The sequence below is a fragment of the Flaviflagellibacter deserti genome, from assembly GCF_042652085.1.
Classification (GTDB): Bacteria; Pseudomonadota; Alphaproteobacteria; order Rhizobiales; family Methylopilaceae; genus Flaviflagellibacter; species Flaviflagellibacter deserti.
Genome location: NZ_JBHSJF010000001.1, coordinates 291,665 through 306,072, shown reverse-complemented (window position 1 = coordinate 306,072; position 14,408 = coordinate 291,665). Strand labels below are relative to the sequence as shown.

Genomic DNA, 14,408 nt, shown 5'->3' with positions numbered 1-14,408 from the left:
CGCTCCGCCCCAGGTCAGTGACCCGGATGCAGGGCGTCGTTGAGGTAGATGCAGGTCAGGACCGTGAAGACGTAGGCCTGCAGGAAGGCGACGAGAAATTCGAGGGCAGTCAGCGCGACGACCATCGACAGCGGCAGAACCGCGCCGAGAGCGCCGGCGACACCGGCCGATCCCATCATGACGATGAAGCCTGCGAACACCTTCATGGCGATGTGGCCGGCCAGCATGTTGGCGAAGAGACGCAGCGACAGGCTGATCGGGCGCGACAGGAAGGAGATCACCTCGATGATCACCATGAAGGGCAGCAGGAAAGCCGGCACGCCCGACGGGACGAAGAGGTGGAGGAAGTGCGTTCCGTGACGGAAGAAGCCGTAGAGGATCACCGTGCCGATGACGATCGCCGCAAGCGCGGCCGTCACGATCAGATGGCTCGTCACCGTGAAGGCGTACGGCACCATGCCGAGGAAATTCGCGGTGAACACGAAGATGAACAGCGAGAACACCAGCGGGAAGAACTTCATCCCCTCGGTGCCGGCCGTCGACCTGATCGTCGAGGCGACGAACTCGTATGAGATCTCCGCCAGATTCTGCCAGCGGCCCGGAACCAAAGCGCGGCTCGACGTGGCCGAGGTCAGGAAGAAGAAGACCAGCGCGACGATGCCGAACATGAACGCCGCGGAATTGGTGAAGGCGATCGGGAATTCGCCGACATGGCCGAAGTCGACGATCTTTTGGATCTCGAACTGATGGATCGGATCGATCTCAGTCGCCATCGCCGTTCGCTGCCCTCGTTTGTGCGACGCCGGACGGCGCCTGCCCCGAATTCACATGTCGCCGGACGGCGACAGCCCAATCTCACGCGCCGCCAGGCGGCGTCTTTTTCCCGGTCTCGCCCGCGGCCCGCATCATGTTCATCACCCCGGCACCGAAGCCGAGAAGAAGCAACACGATCATCGCCCACGGCGCGGTGCCGAAGAGATGGTCGATCGCCCAGCCAAGACCCGCGCCAACCAGAACTCCGGCGACGAACTCGCTCCCGAGACGGAAGGCGAGCGTCATACCGGCGGTGGCGGAGGTCCGATCGGGGATCGAGGCCTTTTCTTCCGCTTCCTTTTCCGCGCGAACCCGCTTGAGTTCGGCGTCGAGACCGCGAAGCCTGCCGGAGAGTTCGGTATCAGCGGTTGTCGGCCCCGGCTCGCCGTCTTGACCGTCCGTCGTTTTGCGGTCGTTCATCTTGCGAGCCTGGCTTAGACCAAGAGAGGTCGCCCTCCCCCCTGAAACCGCGCGCACCTTAGTTTCGCCCCTATGGGGTGTCAAGGATTCGGCCGACAGTATTAAGTATTTGGTATATCTATATATTTGCGGCTTGTGGACGCTCTGTCGCAGGCCCTTTTTGCGACCTTCGTCGAAGGAGGGCCCTCTAGACCGCCTCACGGAGGCGTTCGGCGGCCTCCAGATCGACCGAAACGAGCTGGCTGACGCCTCGTTCCGCCATGGTAACACCGAACAGCCGGTCCATTCGGCTCATCGTCACCGGATTATGGGTGACGACCAGGAAGCGGGTATCGGTATCGCCGCGCATGGCTTCCAGCAAGTCGCAAAAACGCTCGACATTGGCGTCGTCGAGAGGCGCGTCGACCTCGTCCAGAACGCAGAGCGGCGCCGGATTCGTGAGGAAGATCGCGAAGATCAGCGCCATTGCCGTCAGCGCCTGCTCGCCGCCCGATAGCAGCGACAAAGTCTGCGGACGCTTGCCCGGCGGACGGGCGATGACTTCGAGACCGGCTTCCAGAGGATCGTCCGACTCGATCAGTTCGAGCTTCGCCTCGCCGCCGCCGAAAAGCGTGGCGAACAGCCGGACGAAGTGAGCGTTCACGGCATCGAAGGCCGTGCTCAGGCGGTCGCGGCCCTCGCGGTTCAGCGACTGGATACCCTGTCGGAGACGCTTGATCGCCTCGATCAGGTCGTCGCGCTCGGCGACCAGTCCGTCATATGCTTGCTGGACTTCGGTCAATTCGTCCTCGGCGCGCAGGTTCACCGCGCCCAAACGATCGCGATCGCTCTTCAGCCTCGCGAGATCGTTGGACAATGTCTCAAGCGGCTGCGGATCGCTCGCGGCGGAGCGCGCGGCGATATCCGGATCTTCCTCGGTCGCCTCGATGAAGCGGCGGCGAGCCTCGGCCAGACGTTCGTTCGCGGCATCGCGCCTTGTTTCCTCGCGGGCCAGCGAGGCGCGTCGATCGCCGAGCGCCCGGATGGCATCGCGGGCGGCGGTATCGGCCGAATTCTTCTTCGATTCGCCCTCGGCCAGCCGGTCCGCCGCGGCCTTCGCGGCGATCTCGGCCTCGCCCATGGTCAGCATCAATGTTCGACGTTTGGCGGCCGTGGCCTCCGGCACGTCATCGAGCGCGGCACGCTCGGTCTCGGCGGCGATGCGGCGTTCTTCCATCTTGGCGAGACGGTCGTCGGCGCCCTGGAGACGGGTTTCCCAGGAAGCACGGTCGCGGGCGATGGCTTCGCGTTGACGAACGCGGCCCTCACGCTCGCGGGCAAGCGCCGTCTGCGCGGCGCGGGCATCGCCGGCGATGGTCCGCTCGCGCTCGACGGAAATCCTGAGACGGTCGCGCTCGCCTTCGAGATCAGCAGCGGGGGTAAGGGCCGACAGTGCGGCCTCCGCCTCGGCAAGGCGCTGCTGCGCCTCGGCGGCATCAGTCGAGACGCGGGCTCGCTGTTCGACCACGGAGGTGCGTCGCGCCTCGTACTTCGCGATCTGCCGCTCGGCATCGGCGGCGCGTTCACGTAGGGAATCAAAGGTTCTACGCGCGTTGCGGACGGCATCCCTCGCCGCCTGCTCCTCGCGGGTGGCCGCAGCCACAATGGTCTGCGCCTTTTCCGCTTCCGCTTTGCGGACGACCATCTGGTCGATGGCGACGAGGAGCTGCTGCTCCAGTTCCTTGAGCCGGTTCCGGCCGGCGAGGCGGCGCGCAGCCGGCGTCTCGGATTCGGCGGTGGCGACAAAGCCGTCCCAACGCCAGAGATCGCCTTCGACCGAGACGAGCCGCTGGCCCGGCGACAGCCTGGACTGCAGGCGCCTGGCGTCGGCGCGGGCAACGATGCCGATTTGCGCGAGGCGGCGGGCCAAAGCAGGCGGTACGTCGACAACGGACGAAAGGGGCGTCGCGCCATCGGGCAGCGCGGGATCGGTATCGAACAAATCCATCTGGCCCCAATGGATCGGGGCGGAAGTATCGTCCGGAACCGTCAGGTCTTCGCCGAGCGCGGCGGCAAGCGCGGCCTCGTATCCCGGTTTCACCGAGACCTTGTCGATGACCGGCGGCCATAGCTTCTTGGTCTCTACGTCGAGGACCTTGGAGAGGGTGCGCGCCTCCACTTCATAGCGGCGAAGCTCGGATTCGGCGGTCTGGAACGCGCCGCGAGCCTGCTGCTCGCGCTCGCGGGCGGCCGCCAGCGCGATTTCCGAGGCCGCTGCCGTGGCTTCGGTCTCGGCCACCTTTGCCGATGCCGCTTCCGCCTCAGCGGCGATGCCGGCAAGATCGGTCGGCGGCGTGGCCTCGATCTGGGCCGCTTCGGCGTCGAGCTTCTGGAGTTCGGCGCTGAGACGGGCGGCGCGAGAGGACGCGTCGTTGCGGGCTCGGCTCAGCGTATCGCGTTCGGCGGTGCGTGCGGCAAGCGCGGCATTGGCCTCTGCCAGAGCGGCTTCCAGGGCGGCAAGCGATTCCCCGACTTCGGCGACGCGCTTCGTCGCGGCCGCTTCGCGGTCTTCGGCTTGTGCCTCGTCGGCATCGAGCGCGGCGACGTCGGCCTCGAAGCGGGCAAGAGTCGCGGCGGCATCGTCGGCCAGCGACTTCTCGCGCTCGCGGTCGTCGTCCAGTTGGGCGATCTGGCGGATGAGATGGGCGAGCCGCTCGCGCGCCTGCTTCTCCTCGCGGTCGAGATCCTCTCCGGCGCGGCGGATGCGCTCCAGCGCGGCGGAGGCCGCGGCTGACGCATCGCGAAGCGTGGGGAGTTCATGAGCCGCAACGGCCTCGATGCGCGCCGCCTCGCCCTGGGTGAGCGTCGCCGTCGCAAGCTGACGTTCGGCCTCCTGCACCGCCCTCACCGCTTCGTCCCGCTCGGCAATCGCCTCGGCTACGGCGCGAGCCAGAGTGAGCGATTCGAGACGGCGGATGTCGGCGGAAAGCTGCCGGTAGCGGACGGCCTGACGGGCCTGGCGCTTCAGGCCCTCGAGCTGAGTCTGCATCCGGCCAAGGACGTCCTCGACCCGGTCGAGGTTCTGCTCGGCGGCGCGAAGCTTCAGCTCGGATTCATGGCGGCGGGCATGGAGACCCGCGATGCCGGCGGCTTCTTCCAGAACGCGGCGGCGCGCTTCCGGCCGGGCATTGATGATCTCGCCGATCTGACCCTGTCGAACGAGGGCCGGAGAGCGCGCGCCGGTCGAGGCATCGGCGAAGAGGAGCTGAACGTCGCGGGCGCGGACCTCGCGGCCGTTGACGCGGTAGGTCGAGCCCTTGTCGCGCTCGATGCGGCGCGAAATCTCCAGCTCTTCCTGCTCGGTGAAGGGCGCGGGCGCGAGCCGATTTGAATTGTCGAGGGCGATGACGACTTCGGCGGTGTTGCGCGACGGGCGGCCGCCGGAGCCCGCGAAGATGACGTCGTTCATCTCCGCCGCGCGCAGCGCCTTGTGGGAGCTCTCGCCCATCGCCCAGCGCAAGGCTTCGACGAGATTGGACTTGCCGCAGCCATTCGGTCCCACAACGCCGGTCAGGCCGGGCTGGATGACCAGCTCCGACGCATCGACGAAGGACTTGAAACCGACCAGCCTAAGGCGCGTGAGCTTCATGCCTGGCCCTTGCCTGCGGCGCCCGCTCCGCGCCGCACGCGGGTCAGAGGCCTCAGCTTCTCAGAAGGGGCTCGAGTTCCTTGTCGAGCTCCTCGATGGTCATCGCACCGCGCTTGACCTTGCCGTTGATGAAGAAGGTCGGCGTCGAGGAGACGCCGAGCTTCTCGGCCGCGCGCTGGCGAACAGCCATCACGCTGTCCAGCAGCTGCTGATTCGACAAGCAAGAATCGAGCGATTCCTGTGTGAAGCCAACCTGCTTGCCGAAGCCCTGGATCCAGTCGAACGGATTGGCCGCCTTCATCAGCTCTTCCTGCTTGTTGAAGAAGGCTTCGAGGATCGGGAAGTACTTACCGTCGCCGCCGCAGCGGGCGAGCATGAAACCGGCGGTCGCGTAGTTGTCCAGCGGGAACTCGCGGAAGATGAAGCGCACCTTGCCGGTGTCGATGTAGCGCTTCTTGAGTTCAGGATAGGTCGTCTCGTGGAAATGCGCGCAGTGCGGGCAGGTCAGCGAGGCGTATTCGATGATGGTGATCGGCGCATTCGCATCGCCGACCGCCTGATCCGGCAGCGGCCCCGGAGCCATCAGGTCCTGGGTACTGGTCGTCGAGGCGTCGGCCTCCTGGGCCGGCACGGACGAAGCGGCCGGCGTGCTGTTCGAGGAGGCGTCGTCCGAGGAATCGCTCGTGACGCTGGAGGAGATCGGGTTCTGGTTGCCGAACTGCGAATACAGCACCACGCCCGCGACCAGGACGACTGCCGCGAGAACCGCGAACAGAATGGAACGCTTCATTTCGATCTCTCCCGGCGCGAGCCGTCCGAATGGATTTTGAGAACCTTGCCAACGCTGGAAATGTGGCAAGTTTACGCCTTTTGGATCACCTTCGACCGCTTCCAGCAACAGCCTTGCCTAGCCTGACCAGCGCATCGGCGAGCCGCGCATCCTCGAAACCCTCTGCCGCTGCAACGATCCGCTTCTCCGTCGAGGGCGAAAGCACGGGATCGCGGCGCGGAGCAGCGCGGCGTTCGGACACGGGCCCCTGCTTGATGCGGAGGGTGGCGACGCAGGCCCAGCCGAAATAGCGGTTGATCCGTTCCAGCAGAACCGGAGTCTGCATCTGCAATTCGAGCGCGAAGGCGCTTTCGACCTGGACCATCAAAGTGGCGGGCAGACGAGGCGCGCTTGTGTCCTTCGGCTGCTTCGGCCAGGCGAGCTTGATCGGCCGCGAGCGGGCGGCAAGTTCCGGTCCGGCGATCTCGCGCCAACGCTGTATGACCTCCGTGCCGGCAAAGCCCTGCGCCGCGAAGGCATCGCCGAGGGCCTTGGGCACGAGCTCGCCGAGCGAATGGGTGCGGCGTTTCTTCTGATTGGCGGACATGCCGCCATTGCGGCCTGCCGGGGCCTCCGGGTCAAGCTCGGGGTGACGTGCATGTGGATTTCGCAGGTTTGAGGCCGCTGGTCGTTTCGGGATGCTACAAGCGGACGAATGGCGCTCGCTGAAAACCTGACCCCTGCAAAGCCCGATCCGGCCGGCCTGCTCGCCTGGTACGACCGGCACCGCCGCCGCCTGCCCTGGCGCGCCGGACCGGGCGAACGCGCCGATCCTTATCGCGTCTGGCTGTCCGAGATCATGCTGCAGCAGACCACCGTGGTCGCGGCAGGCCCTTACTTTCTCAAGTTCCTCGACCGATTCCCGGACGTCCGGGCGCTTGCCGCCGCGCCGCTCGACGATGTGCTGAGGCTGTGGGCGGGGCTCGGCTATTACGCCCGGGCGCGCAATCTGCATGCCTGCGCCAAGGCCGTGGTCGAGCGGCATGGCGGCATGTTTCCCGACAGCGAGGATGCGCTTCTCGATCTGCCCGGCATCGGCGCCTACACCGCAGCCGCGATTTCAGCCATCGCCTTCGACCGTAGGGCGACCGTGGTCGACGGAAATGTCGAACGGGTGGTCACCCGCCTGTACGCCATCGAGGACGAACTGCCGCGCGCGAAGGCGATCATCAAAAAGTACGCCGAGCCGCTGACGCCGTCGAACCGCCCCGGCGATTTCGCCCAGGCCATGATGGATCTCGGCGCGACGATCTGCACTCCGAAGAAGCCCGCCTGCACGCTGTGCCCGTGGATTGATCCCTGCGAAGCGCGGAAGCTTGGATTGCAGGAGACCTTTCCGCGCAAGGCGGCGAAGGCGGAACGCCCCTCGAGGACCGGCGTCGCCTTCTTCGTCCGGCGGGCGGATGGTGCCGTCCTGTTGCGCCGGAGGCCGGAAAAAGGACTGCTCGGCGGGATGGTCGAGCTTCCGGGATCGGAGTGGGCGACAAAATTCGATGGCGATGCCGCGATGCTCAAGGCGCCTCTGAAGGCTTCCTGGTGCTCGAAGGGAAGCGTCACCCACGTCTTCACGCATTTTGCGCTGGAACTTCGCGTCTTCGCGGCAGCCGTTCCGATTACGACAGCGGCGCCAGCGGGCTGCTGGTGGTCGGACGAGGTCGACGAGGAAGCCTTGCCGAATGTAATGCGGAAGGCCGTCGAGGCGGGACGTGCCTAGAGCACCACGATTCCCTGATGCTTGGCCTTGTCCTCGGGCTCGACATGGATCGTGACGGTGATGTCCTCGATCTTGCCCTTCAGCGCCCGCTCGATCCGGTCGCAGATGTCGTGCGCGAACGAGACTGTCATGTCGCCGGCGACGACGAGGTGGAAGTCGACGAAAGTCGCCCTGCCCGCCTGCCGGGTCCGGATATCGTGCGCCTCGATGGCGCCCTCGGCTTCGGTCGCGATGATCGACTTGATGGCGTCGAGAGTGACTGGGGGAACGGCCTCGTCCATCAGGCCACCGACCGATTCCCTCATTAGCTTCCAGCCCATCCAGATGATGTTGATTGCGACGAAGCCGGCGAGGATCGGATCGAGCAGCGGCATGTCGAAGACGATCGCGCCCACGAGACCGACGAAGACGCCCGCCGACGTGACGACGTCCGTCATCAGATGGCCGCCATCGGCAGTGAGCGCGGGCGAGCGATGCTTACGGCCGGTGCGTATGAGCAGCAGCGCCCAGAAGGCATTGATCGTCGTCGCCACGAGATTGACGGTCAGCCCCTGCCAGGGCGCATTCAAGGGGCGCGGGTCGAGGAAACCCAGATAGGCCTGGTGCAGAATCGAAATCGCGGCGAGCACGATCAGCACGCCCTCGAGAACCGCCGAGAGATATTCCGCCTTGTGATGTCCATAGGGATGGTTCTGGTCGGCCGGCTGATAGCTGAACCAGAGCGCACCGAGCGCCGCGAACGCCGTCACCACATTGATGATACTCTCGAGCGCATCGGAATAGAGCGCGACTGAGCCGGTCATCCAGAACGCGAGCAGCTTCAGCCCGAGCACGATCAGGCTGACGGCGATGCTGCCGAAGGCGATCCGGAAGAGAAGCGGGTTCGAAGACATGCCGAGCCGGTAGGCCGGGAAAGGTCCGGCCGGCTCGCGATAACCGCCTCCGGGGCGGCAAACAACAGCTATGATTGCAGTTGCGAAGCGTTAGCGCGTTCAGGCGCTCAAACCGGCCATTTCTTCACGGATAACAGCGCGGAAGCTGTCGATCGGCGCGAGCCCCTTGGCCGTTTCGACGTGCCAGTAGGTCCAGCCATTGCAGGCCTCGGCCTCCTGGGCGAGCGCGCCCATTTTATGGATAGAGCCGATCGCCCTGCCGAAAGCGACCGTGCCGTCGGCGCGGACCGAAGCTTCGACGCGGCGTTTCGAATCCGTGAGGACCGCGCCGGGCGCGATCAGGCCCCGTTCAATGACGGTTGAAAATGCGACGCGGGGCGCCTCGCGCTTGGCCGGGAGTTCCGCCAGTGCCTCGTCCGGGAGGGTCTCGACTCCGGCGAGGCGGTCGCGAGACGCCGCCGCGTATTCAAGATCCCGCTCGATCGCAACGCATGAGCGGCCAAAACGCTTCGACACGGCGGCTGTGGTGCCGGAACCCGAAAACGGGTCGAGCACGACATCGCCGCGCTTGCTCGACGCCATCAGCACCCGCGCGATCAGCGCCTCGGGCTTCTGCGTCGGATGAACCTTGCGGCCGTCCTTGCCCTTCAGCCTCTCCCCACCCGTGCAGATCGGCAGCAGCCAATCGGAGCGGAGCTGAAGGTCTTCGTTGCCGGCCTTCATCGCCTCGTAGTTGAAAGTGTACTTGGCTTCCGCCGAGCGCGCAGCCCAGATCATGGTCTCATGCGCATTCGTGAACCGCCGGCCGCGAAAATTCGGCATCGGGTTGTTCTTGCGCCACACAACGTCGTTGAGGATCCAGAAGCCGAGATCCTGGAGGATCGCGCCGACGCGGAAGATGTTGTGGTAGGAACCGATGACCCAGAGCGAGGCGTTCGGCTTCATCACGCGGCGCGCGGCGAGCAGCCAGGCTCGGGTGAAATTGTCGTAGGCGTCGAAGCTCGCGAACTGGTCCCACTCGTCATCGACGGCGTCGACGAGGCTGTGATCGGGACGGTGCAGCGTGCCCTGCAGCTGAAGATTGTACGGGGGATCGGCGAAGACGAGATCGACCGAACCGGCCGGCAGCTTCTCCATTTCGGCGATGCAATCGCCCTGGATAATCCGGCTTTCCGGGATGTCCATCCCAGGCACAATATGGTGTGCCTGGGTACGCATTACTGAACTGGACATTCAAGGATCTCGACGCGTGACCAACGCGGAGAACTTGAATGATCAACCTTAAGCCCCTGCTAAAATTCAGGGTTAACAGAACGTTAGAGTCACCTTCGGCGCCCGTCAGAACTGTGCCGTCTTCGCCTTATTGTCGTAGCCGATGGCGAAGCTCCAATCCCTCAGCCGGCCCTGCGGCATCGGCACGGAACCGACCTCCTCGACATAGGTGAAGCCGACGCTGGTCTGGCCTTCCGGGATCGCCATCGGGATGACGCCGGACTTCTTGAGCACGACCGCGCCGAAATTGTCCTTGACGACGTAATTCACCGGCACGTTGACGTTGACCCCCGGTTTCCCCAGCGGTCCCAGCGCGATCCGACCGGAGATACCGATGCGAATACCGGCCTCCACTCCAAGATCGACGCACTCACGCACGAGCTTGTCGAAGCGCGCCTGATAGCGGACGGCGAGCGGATTGTTCTCCTGCCCCTTGTCGTAGAGCGTATAGGCGGCGGCGCCCGAAATGACGTCGACCTTCGGACAATAGATGTACTGCTTCGGAGCTTGCTTCTGCGGTGCGGCTTCGGGATTGGTCCTGTTCAGGAACAGCATATCCAGCCACCTGTTACGCTTCTCGGGCGTCGGCGCCGCCGCATTCTCCTGCGGCGCGCCCTGAGCATGAGCAATTGGCGCGGCGAGCAGACCGGCGATCAACGCCAATGCGAAACGCCTCTCGAATTGCCGGAAAGCCACCATATCTAACGCTCCTGCCTCCGCCGAAAGAGTAACCGTGCCCTTATGCGCGAGCCCTCGCGACCTTGACAAGAGCGACCCGAAAACGGCACTGACATGACCATGACGACTGAGAAGCCTCCCCTAAAGGTCCTGCTCTGCGCGCCGCGCGGTTTCTGCGCCGGCGTCGTCCGTGCGATCGATGTGGTGGAGAAGGCCCTCAACCTCTACGGCGCGCCGGTCTATGTGCGCCACGAGATCGTCCATAACAAATACGTAGTCGAAAGCCTGAAGCGTAAAGGCGCGATCTTCGTCGAGGAACTCGACGAGGTTCCGGACGAGACCCAGGCTCCAGTCATCTTCTCGGCGCACGGCGTGGCCAAGACCATTCCCGCCGAAGCCGAGCGCCGCAATTTCCAGATCCTCGACGCGACCTGCCCGCTGGTGACCAAGGTCCATCGCGAGGCCGAGATCCACTACAAGCGCGGCAAGGAGATCATCCTGATCGGCCATGCCGGCCATCCGGAGGTTGTCGGCACGATCGGCCAGTTGCCCGACGGCGCGGTCAAGCTCGTGCAGACGGTCGAGGACGTCGAGGCTTTCGTTCCGGACGATCCGGACAAGCTCGCCTTCGTCACCCAGACGACCCTGTCGGTCGAGGAGACGTCGGGCATCATCGACGCGCTGAAGCGCCGGTTCCCGAATATCACCGTGCCGCACAAGGAAGACATCTGCTACGCGACGACGAACCGTCAGGAAGCGGTGAAGCAGATCGCGCATGAATGTGATGCCTTCATCACCGTCGGTTCGCCGAACTCGTCGAATTCGCAGCGCCTGCGTGAAGTCGCCGAACAGCGCGGCTGCCCGGTTTCGCGCCTCGTCGACGGCGCCCACCAGATCGATTGGGCGGAGTTCGAAGGCATCCGGACGCTGGGCGTCTCCGCCGGCGCCTCGGCTCCGGAAGTCCTCGTCGAGCAGATCATCGACGCCTTCGCCGAACGCTTCACGGTCGAGGTCGAGACCGTCGCCGCGATCGAAGAGAACATGTTCTTCCCGCTGCCGCGTCCGCTTCGTGGCGCCGCGGCCTGACGGCTGCCCTTCCCGGCTGCGGCTTCGCGGCTGGGGCAAAGTCCATCCCAAGGTTTGACGCTTCGCGCACCGCCCGGTAACACCCGTGACCGGGGCGGAGCACTGCGGGGCGCCCTTCCCGCGCAATCACGAGCCGACGCAAGGACATGGCCGTCTATACCGAAGTGCGGGAAGACGATCTCGCCGGATTTGTCCGCGGATACGACATCGGCGCGCATCTGAGCTGCAAGGGCATCGCGGAAGGCGTCGAGAACTCGAACTTCCTGCTGCGCACCGAGGCCGGCACCTACATCCTGACGCTCTACGAGAAGCGCGTCCGCAAGGACGATCTGCCTTTCTTCCTGCGCCTGATGGAGCATTGCGCCGAACACGGCATCGCCTGCCCGCTGCCGCTGAAGAACCGCCAGGGTCAGATTCTTGGCGAGCTCGCCGGCCGGCCAGCCGCGATCGTCACCTTCCTCGATGGCATTTCCCGCAAGCGCCCGGCGGTCGAGCACTGCGCGCAGGTCGGCGATTCGCTCGCCCGCCTCCACAACGTCGCTTGGGAATTCCCGATGTGTCGCGACAATGCGCTGAGCATTGCGGGTTGGCACGCTCTGGCCGCAACCGCCGACGGCCGCGCTGACGAGGTTCGCGAGGGCCTCGGCGAGACGATCCGGGACGAACTCGCCTTCCTCGACGCGGCTTGGCCGAAGGGCTTGCCGCATGGTGTCATCCACGCCGATCTCTTCCCGGACAACGTGCTCTTCCTCGACGGCCGCGCACCGGGGCTGATCGACTTCTATTTCGCCTGCAACGATCTCCTCGCCTACGATCTGGCGATCTGCCTGAATGCCTGGTGCTTCGAGCCGGACAATTCCTACAACGCCACCAAAGGCCGGGCGCTGATCTCCGCCTACAATGCGGCGCGGCCGCTGACGGCGGAAGAGATCGCGGCGCTGCCTACGCTCGCCCGTGGTTCCGCCCTGCGCTTCCTGCTGACGCGCCTCGTCGACTGGCTGTCGGTCCCGCCCGGTGCGCTGGTGAAACCGCACGATCCGCTGGAATACTGGCGCAAACTCCGCTTCCACCAAACCGTGAAGTCGATCGCCGATTACGGGTGGACGCCTTGAGCGCCCGCGTCCAGATCTGGACCGACGGTGCCTGCTCGGGAAATCCGGGACCAGGCGGCTGGGGCGCGATCCTTCGCTATGGTGAGAGCGACAAGGAGCTTCGCGGCGGCGAGGCGCTGACCACGAACAATCGGATGGAGCTTCTGGCGGCCATCCGCGCGCTGGAAGCCCTCACTCGTCCCTGTGCGGTCGACGTACATACCGACAGCCAGTATCTGCGCGGCGGCGTCACCGGCTGGCTGCAGGGCTGGAAGCGCAACGGCTGGAAGACGGCGGACAAGAAGCAGGTGAAGAACCAGGACCTCTGGCAGGAGCTCGACAAGCTGATCGCCAGGCACGATGTGGCCTGGCACTGGGTCAAGGGTCATGCCGGCCATGACGAGAACGAGCGGGCGGACGAACTGGCCCGCGAAGGCATGGCGCCGTTCAAGGCGGCGCGGGGGTAACCCCCTCAGCGGGTGAGGGATATGCCCTCTCGATAGGCCTTACCCCTCACCCGGTCGCGGCTCCGCCGCGACTCGACCTCTCCCCTTGGGAGAGGCAAGAACTCACAGATGCTGAAGAACGTTCTCGGCCTTGGACTTGTCGGTCTTCGGCGGAGCGTCTTCCACATCGATCCACTTCACCACGCCGTCCTCGACGATCGCGGCATAACGCTGCGAGCGGATGCCGAGACCGGCCTTGCCCAGATCGATGTCGAGACCCATCGCCTTGGCGAAATCGGCCGAACCGTCGGCGAGCGCCTCAATTTTGCCCTCGGCGCCCGAAGCCTTGATCCAGGCGTCCTGAACGAAGACGTCGTTGACGCCGGTCACGATGATCGTGTCGACGCCCTTGGCCTTCAGCGCATCGTAGTTCTGGACGTAGCTCGGCAGGTGGTTCTTGTGGCAGGACGGCGTGAACGCGCCCGGAACTGCGAACAGCACGACCTTCTTGCCCTTGAAGACCTCGTCCGTGGTCTTTTTGGCCGGGCCCTCCGGGCCCATCACCGCAAAGGTGGCTTCGGGTATCTTGTCGCCGGCTTTGATCGCCATGATTGGCCTCACTGTGTCTTCTTGGGATGGGGCGGGACCGCACGAAAGTGCGGCGTGAAGCTTACTTAAGGCGTCAACGATGACCCGTCGAGGGCGATACGGGTCGCGATTGCGCGATTGCCGGATACGGCCACGAGATCGACGAACGAGGGCTTGGCAGACGCACGCCAGCTGACGCGGAAGCGGCGGATGTTTTCCGCGTTCGCGTCCGCTTGAAGTGGCTGGACCTGACCCGCACCACCTGCATCGGCGAATAATTCCGTTATTTCCAAGCCACTTGCATGGTTAACATGAACTTCAAGTGAAGGCTGAGCCGGATCGCGATCGACTTTTGCGAACGACAGGTCGCCCCCCTGCCCGACCCCGACCGGTGTCGGTACACGGCTTTCGAAGCCGGTGACTTGGGCTGCCGCCAGAGCATCGACGGGACTGCTTCCGGAGACCGGCAAAGCAAGCTCGGCATGCGCCGGCACGCAGAGTTCCTTGCAGAGGCCGAAGTCCAGCGTCAGCTTCAGATCAACCTGTTTCCCGGCATCGGCCGGCTTGATGACGACCGGCAGGACGACCGTTCCCGAATAGCCGGCGGCCTCCGATTTCCCGTCCATGAATGTCTTCGGCACAGGCCATAGCACTCGGACTTCGGCGAGATTTTCCGATCCGGCCCAGTCGAAGCGCGGCGCCATTCCGGAGGCACCGGGATTACTCCAATAGGTCTTCCAGCCGGGCTCCAGCCGGATCTCGATCCCTGCCCGAAGCGAGCCATCGGCGGCGGGCTTTCCCACAACGAGGCGAACTTTGCCGCCGTTGTCCTCCGCCCAGGGCGAAACCCCCGCACCAGCCAGAACGATTTCCATAGGCGCGAAGAGGAACAGTGCAGCGACCGCAGCCGTTAGCACAGTACGACGGTTGATCATGAGGCGGCCCTTACC

Annotated in this window: 14 protein-coding genes; 4 read left to right on the top strand and 10 right to left on the bottom strand. The window is 65.0% G+C overall.

The window, feature by feature from the left end; genetic code table 11:
• Positions 1–14: 14 nt before the first annotated feature.
• The 5 genes from ACFPFW_RS01550 to ACFPFW_RS01530 all read right to left on the bottom strand — a co-directional run bounded on the left by ACFPFW_RS01550 (position 15) and on the right by ACFPFW_RS01530 (position 6,237).
• Positions 15–773 (bottom strand): F0F1 ATP synthase subunit A, encoded by a 759-nt coding sequence (locus ACFPFW_RS01550; protein ID WP_114955465.1) that lies wholly within the window; start codon positions 771–773, stop codon positions 15–17.
• Between the two features lie 82 nt (positions 774–855).
• On the bottom strand, positions 856–1,233 hold the full coding sequence (locus ACFPFW_RS01545; protein ID WP_114955464.1) for an AtpZ/AtpI family protein: 378 nt from the start codon (positions 1,231–1,233) through the stop codon (positions 856–858).
• A 187-nt stretch (positions 1,234–1,420) separates the two neighbouring features.
• Positions 1,421–4,861, bottom strand: a complete 3,441-nt coding sequence (locus ACFPFW_RS01540) for a chromosome segregation SMC family protein (RefSeq protein ID WP_114955463.1) — start codon at positions 4,859–4,861, stop codon at positions 1,421–1,423.
• Positions 4,862–4,913: 52 nt separating this feature from the next.
• Complete coding sequence (locus ACFPFW_RS01535) at positions 4,914–5,651, bottom strand: DsbA family protein (protein ID WP_114955462.1); 738 nt, start codon at positions 5,649–5,651, stop codon at positions 4,914–4,916.
• A gap of 85 nt (positions 5,652–5,736) precedes the next feature.
• Positions 5,737–6,237 (bottom strand): DUF721 domain-containing protein, encoded by a 501-nt coding sequence (locus ACFPFW_RS01530; protein ID WP_114955461.1) that lies wholly within the window; start codon positions 6,235–6,237, stop codon positions 5,737–5,739.
• A 108-nt stretch (positions 6,238–6,345) separates the two neighbouring features.
• On the opposite strand from ACFPFW_RS01530, the gene mutY reads away from it, so the two are divergent.
• Positions 6,346–7,404 (top strand): A/G-specific adenine glycosylase, encoded by a 1,059-nt coding sequence (gene mutY / locus ACFPFW_RS01525; RefSeq protein WP_114955460.1) that lies wholly within the window; start codon positions 6,346–6,348, stop codon positions 7,402–7,404.
• Here mutY and ACFPFW_RS01520 read toward each other — a convergent pair.
• From ACFPFW_RS01520 to ACFPFW_RS01510, 3 genes are all read right to left on the bottom strand, one after another.
• On the bottom strand, positions 7,401–8,297 hold the full coding sequence (locus ACFPFW_RS01520) for a cation diffusion facilitator family transporter (protein ID WP_114955459.1): 897 nt from the start codon (positions 8,295–8,297) through the stop codon (positions 7,401–7,403). The two genes, mutY and ACFPFW_RS01520, sit on opposite strands and share 4 nt — an antisense overlap.
• A gap of 99 nt (positions 8,298–8,396) precedes the next feature.
• Positions 8,397–9,530: a site-specific DNA-methyltransferase gene (locus tag ACFPFW_RS01515; protein ID WP_114955458.1), complete on the bottom strand. Its 1,134-nt coding sequence runs from the start codon at positions 9,528–9,530 to the stop codon at positions 8,397–8,399.
• Between the two features lie 105 nt (positions 9,531–9,635).
• Entirely contained in the window at positions 9,636–10,268 is a 633-nt protein-coding gene (locus ACFPFW_RS01510) for a hypothetical protein (protein ID WP_114955457.1), read from the bottom strand.
• Between the two features lie 93 nt (positions 10,269–10,361).
• Between ACFPFW_RS01510 and ispH the strand changes: the two genes are divergently transcribed.
• From ispH to rnhA, 3 genes are all read left to right on the top strand, one after another.
• The gene (gene ispH / locus ACFPFW_RS01505; RefSeq protein ID WP_114955456.1) at positions 10,362–11,333 is read left to right on the top strand and encodes a 4-hydroxy-3-methylbut-2-enyl diphosphate reductase; all 972 of its coding nucleotides are present in this window, start codon (positions 10,362–10,364) and stop codon (positions 11,331–11,333) included.
• A gap of 146 nt (positions 11,334–11,479) precedes the next feature.
• Positions 11,480–12,445 carry a homoserine kinase gene (locus tag ACFPFW_RS01500; RefSeq protein ID WP_114955455.1) on the top strand — a complete coding sequence of 322 codons (966 nt, stop codon included), beginning with the start codon at positions 11,480–11,482 and terminating at the stop codon, positions 12,443–12,445.
• Positions 12,442–12,891 carry a ribonuclease HI gene (gene rnhA, locus ACFPFW_RS01495; RefSeq protein WP_114955601.1) on the top strand — a complete coding sequence of 150 codons (450 nt, stop codon included), beginning with the start codon at positions 12,442–12,444 and terminating at the stop codon, positions 12,889–12,891. Before ACFPFW_RS01500 ends, rnhA begins: the two co-directional genes overlap by 4 nt.
• A 102-nt stretch (positions 12,892–12,993) precedes the next feature.
• On the opposite strand, the gene ACFPFW_RS01490 is transcribed toward rnhA, so the two are convergent.
• Positions 12,994–13,479: a peroxiredoxin gene (locus tag ACFPFW_RS01490; protein ID WP_114955454.1), complete on the bottom strand. Its 486-nt coding sequence runs from the start codon at positions 13,477–13,479 to the stop codon at positions 12,994–12,996.
• Positions 13,480–13,544: 65 nt separating this feature from the next.
• Complete coding sequence (locus ACFPFW_RS01485) at positions 13,545–14,393, bottom strand: protein-disulfide reductase DsbD domain-containing protein (protein ID WP_162799570.1); 849 nt, start codon at positions 14,391–14,393, stop codon at positions 13,545–13,547.
• Positions 14,394–14,408: the final 15 nt, after the last annotated feature.

Coding starts and splice junctions, on each gene's coding strand:
- ACFPFW_RS01550 (WP_114955465.1), bottom strand. CDS start 773: ATGGCGACTGAGATCGATCCGATCCATCAGTTCGAGATCCAAAAGATC.
- ACFPFW_RS01545 (WP_114955464.1), bottom strand. CDS start 1,233: ATGAACGACCGCAAAACGACGGACGGTCAAGACGGCGAGCCGGGGCCG.
- ACFPFW_RS01540 (WP_114955463.1), bottom strand. CDS start 4,861: ATGAAGCTCACGCGCCTTAGGCTGGTCGGTTTCAAGTCCTTCGTCGAT.
- ACFPFW_RS01535 (WP_114955462.1), bottom strand. CDS start 5,651: ATGAAGCGTTCCATTCTGTTCGCGGTTCTCGCGGCAGTCGTCCTGGTC.
- ACFPFW_RS01530 (WP_114955461.1), bottom strand. CDS start 6,237: ATGTCCGCCAATCAGAAGAAACGCCGCACCCATTCGCTCGGCGAGCTC.
- mutY (WP_114955460.1), top strand. CDS start 6,346: ATGGCGCTCGCTGAAAACCTGACCCCTGCAAAGCCCGATCCGGCCGGC.
- ACFPFW_RS01520 (WP_114955459.1), bottom strand. CDS start 8,297: ATGTCTTCGAACCCGCTTCTCTTCCGGATCGCCTTCGGCAGCATCGCC.
- ACFPFW_RS01515 (WP_114955458.1), bottom strand. CDS start 9,530: ATGTCCAGTTCAGTAATGCGTACCCAGGCACACCATATTGTGCCTGGG.
- ACFPFW_RS01510 (WP_114955457.1), bottom strand. CDS start 10,268: ATGGTGGCTTTCCGGCAATTCGAGAGGCGTTTCGCATTGGCGTTGATC.
- ispH (WP_114955456.1), top strand. CDS start 10,362: ATGACCATGACGACTGAGAAGCCTCCCCTAAAGGTCCTGCTCTGCGCG.
- ACFPFW_RS01500 (WP_114955455.1), top strand. CDS start 11,480: ATGGCCGTCTATACCGAAGTGCGGGAAGACGATCTCGCCGGATTTGTC.
- ACFPFW_RS01490 (WP_114955454.1), bottom strand. CDS start 13,479: ATGGCGATCAAAGCCGGCGACAAGATACCCGAAGCCACCTTTGCGGTG.
- ACFPFW_RS01485 (WP_162799570.1), bottom strand. CDS start 14,393: ATGATCAACCGTCGTACTGTGCTAACGGCTGCGGTCGCTGCACTGTTC.